This window comes from Myroides sp. C15-4 (assembly GCF_050522745.1).
Lineage (GTDB): Bacteria > Bacteroidota > Bacteroidia > Flavobacteriales > Flavobacteriaceae > Flavobacterium.
Genome location: NZ_JBMVQX010000074.1, coordinates 1 through 2,796 on the forward strand (window position 1 = coordinate 1; position 2,796 = coordinate 2,796).

The 2,796-nt window shown below is 33.4% G+C and carries 4 protein-coding genes and 1 pseudogene; all 5 read left to right on the plus strand.

The genetic code is table 11. From position 1 onward, the window contains the following. Window positions 1-225 (plus strand): annotated as a pseudogene (locus tag ACPDHL_RS16060) (hypothetical protein); the annotation flags it as partial. A 17-nt stretch (window positions 226-242) separates the two neighbouring features. After that, window positions 243-1,130 carry a hypothetical protein gene (locus ACPDHL_RS16065; protein WP_430533715.1) on the plus strand — a complete coding sequence of 296 codons (888 nt, stop codon included), beginning with the start codon at window positions 243-245 and terminating at the stop codon, window positions 1,128-1,130. Next, window positions 1,118-1,468, plus strand: a complete 351-nt coding sequence (locus ACPDHL_RS16070) for a DUF2019 domain-containing protein (protein WP_430533716.1) — start codon at window positions 1,118-1,120, stop codon at window positions 1,466-1,468. The genes ACPDHL_RS16065 and ACPDHL_RS16070 overlap by 13 nt, the downstream gene beginning before the upstream one ends. Before the next feature lie 13 nt (window positions 1,469-1,481). Then, window positions 1,482-2,216 carry a hypothetical protein gene (locus tag ACPDHL_RS16075; RefSeq protein ID WP_430533717.1) on the plus strand — a complete coding sequence of 245 codons (735 nt, stop codon included), beginning with the start codon at window positions 1,482-1,484 and terminating at the stop codon, window positions 2,214-2,216. Window positions 2,217-2,220: 4 nt separating this feature from the next. Further along, window positions 2,221-2,661, plus strand: a complete 441-nt coding sequence (locus ACPDHL_RS16080; RefSeq protein ID WP_430533718.1) for a DUF4304 domain-containing protein — start codon at window positions 2,221-2,223, stop codon at window positions 2,659-2,661. Window positions 2,662-2,796 lie beyond the last annotated feature (135 nt).

A 2,796-nucleotide genomic window follows, 5' to 3' on the forward strand; every position in this document is an offset into this window, starting at 1 on the left:
GTTCGTGTCAGTTATTCTGATGCGAATAAAAACAATAAAATTGACGTCGGTGAAATTGTAGAGGAAAACAACTACTACCCGTTTGGTTTAGCGCATAAAGGTTATAATGAGAAGAATAACACCATTGCCAAGAATTATAAGTATCAGTACAACGATTATGGAGAAAAAAGCGAGGAGCTTTTGCCGAAAATACCGCACGTAGTGCTGAGTTACAGGAAGAATTAGGACTAAATGTTACAGCCATGGACTTTCGAATGTATGACAATGCACTGGGAAGATTTTATGGTATTGATAAATTAGCTGAAGCTATACCTGGGATTACTCCCTTTCATTTTGGATACAATAATCCAATAATGATGAGTGATCCAAGTGGTCTATTGTTACAAGATTTTTTGCAAAGTTTGTGGAATAATAGTTCCAATTCGGGGTGGAATACTTGGAGCAATCAAGGCGGAGATTTCTTTAATGATTTCGGAAATATAGGAGTAAATAGTACAACAGAAAATAGTACTTTTTACGAAAGTTTGCCTAATATTACAATTTCGAGTAGTTTTAGCAACAGTCAACGTGGAGTATTAATTCAGGATCATGTGTATAAAAGTGCATCTGGCTATCAGTATTTTAGAGATGGGCTTAGAGAAACACAATTAGATAATTTACAATCAGGGTTAGATATTATTGGAATGGTACCGATAATAGGCGAACCATTTGATTTAATTAATGCAGGAATCTCTTATAGTAGAGGAAATTATGTAGAAGGATCTTTGAGTTTAGCAGCTACGATTCCATTGATTGGTGTGGGAGCTACAGTTTCGAAAGTAGGATATGGATCTTTTAGCTCATTCAAAAGGGCTTATGGTACAGCAGGAAAAGGAAATGCTTGGCATCATATAGTAGAACAACATTCGGATAATATAGCTAAATTTGGAGCTGAGAGTATTCATAATATAAATAATTTAATTAAGCTTCCTCATGGAAAAGGGTCTATACATGCAAAGGTAACAGGATACTATAATTCATTAATGCCAGGTTCAAGTATGAGAGTCAGAGATTATGTAAAAGGATTAAGTTATGAAAAGCAATACCAATATGGTATTGATGTATTAAAAAGATTTGGATGGAAACCATGATGACAAAAGAGAATATAAAAACAAAATTTTTAATAGAGACTATTGAGTGGGGGAAGGCAATAGCAGTTGGGGATAAAAAAAAGGCAAATAAGCTCCACAAAAAAATACAAGATTTGTATAATAAAGCCAAGGAGTTAAACCATACAAATGTATTTAGTGAATTGCTTAGCGAACCTGATGAAAGTGTAAGACTTTGGGCGGCAACTTTTACACTTAATCTTTTTCCAGATTTAGCAGAAAGAACATTAGAAGATTTATCGGAATTAACTTCTATTACAGGGTTATCAGCAGAAACGACTTTGGATTTATGGAGGCAAGGAATGTTAGATTTAGTATGAGATAATAGAGTTATTGAATCTAAGTGATCTCTTGCCCCAAAGTTTGTGGAATAATAGTTCCAATTCGGGGTGGAATACTTGGAGCAATCAAGGCGGAGATTTCTTTAATGATTTCGGAAATATAGGAGTAAATAGTACAACAGAAAATAGTACTTTTTACGAAAGTTTGCCTAATATTACAATTTCGAGTAGTTTTAGCAACAGTCAACGTGGAGTATTAATTCAGGATCATGTGTATAAAAGTGCATCTGGCTATCAGTATTTTAGAGATGGGCTTAGAGAAACACAATTAGATAATTTACAATCAGGGTTAGATATTATTGGAATGGTACCGATAATAGGCGAACCATTTGATTTAATTAATGCAGGAATCTCTTATAGTAGAGGAAATTATGTAGAAGGATCTTTGAGTTTAGCAGCTACGATTCCATTGATTGGTGTGGGAGCTACAACAGCTAAAATTGTCGCTAAGGAGGGAATTCAATATACCAAGTCAAACTTGAAGCTAGGACAAGAAATGCATAAAGCTTATAAGGTTGGGGCAAATGGGAGTAAAGAATTTAGGTTACCAAGTGGTAAACGTATCGATTTTCTCGATATTAATAATGCTACAATATATGAGTTAAAACCATTTAATCCAAGGGCAATGAAAGCTGGACAAAAGCAGCTTAATATTTATAAGTCAGAATTAGAAAGAATGCAACGTTTCAAAGGAGTTCAATGGAAAACAGTTTTAGATACATATTAATATTATGAATAGTAAGGAATTTAAAAAAACTTTTAGTAAAACAGCCCAAGATCACGGTTTTGAAGACGTTTTTGGAGCGTGGTTTAAAGTAAGTACTGAAAGTATTGTTGTACTTGAATTACAGAAATCAAATTTTGGAGATTATTACGAAATGAATATAAAGGTTTATATACAAGGAATTTTCGGTACTAGTTATTCTAAAAGTAAAGAGTTAGTTAGAGATACGGGAGATATTTTTATACGACAACCAGCAGAATATAAATCAGTATTTGATTTTGACGAGCTAATGGAAGATGAGAAACGGAAGGGGAAATTGGAACAATTATTTAGTGAATTTATAATACCATTCACCGGGAAAGCATTATCAAAATCAGGTATAAAAGAGTTAGCAGAGAAAGGGGAAATCACATTACTACCTGCAGTTAAAGATGAACTAATATGTTGAAAAAACAATAGATTGATGTTTTTTTTGCTGAATTAGTAACGTTTGAGGAATGGGATGTCGAAAGAAAGAGCGAAAGAGATTTTTACTGTCATTCAACACATAAAAAATGAAATAGAGGAAGTGAATGATGAGGCA

What these genes read in the sequence shown, in the direction of transcription:
- ACPDHL_RS16070 (WP_430533716.1), top strand. Translation starts at nt 1,118, where the DNA reads ATGGAAACCATGATGACAAAAGAGAATATAAAAACAAAATTTTTAATA.
- ACPDHL_RS16065 (WP_430533715.1), top strand. Translation starts at nt 243, where the DNA reads ATGGACTTTCGAATGTATGACAATGCACTGGGAAGATTTTATGGTATT.
- ACPDHL_RS16080 (WP_430533718.1), top strand. Translation starts at nt 2,221, where the DNA reads ATGAATAGTAAGGAATTTAAAAAAACTTTTAGTAAAACAGCCCAAGAT.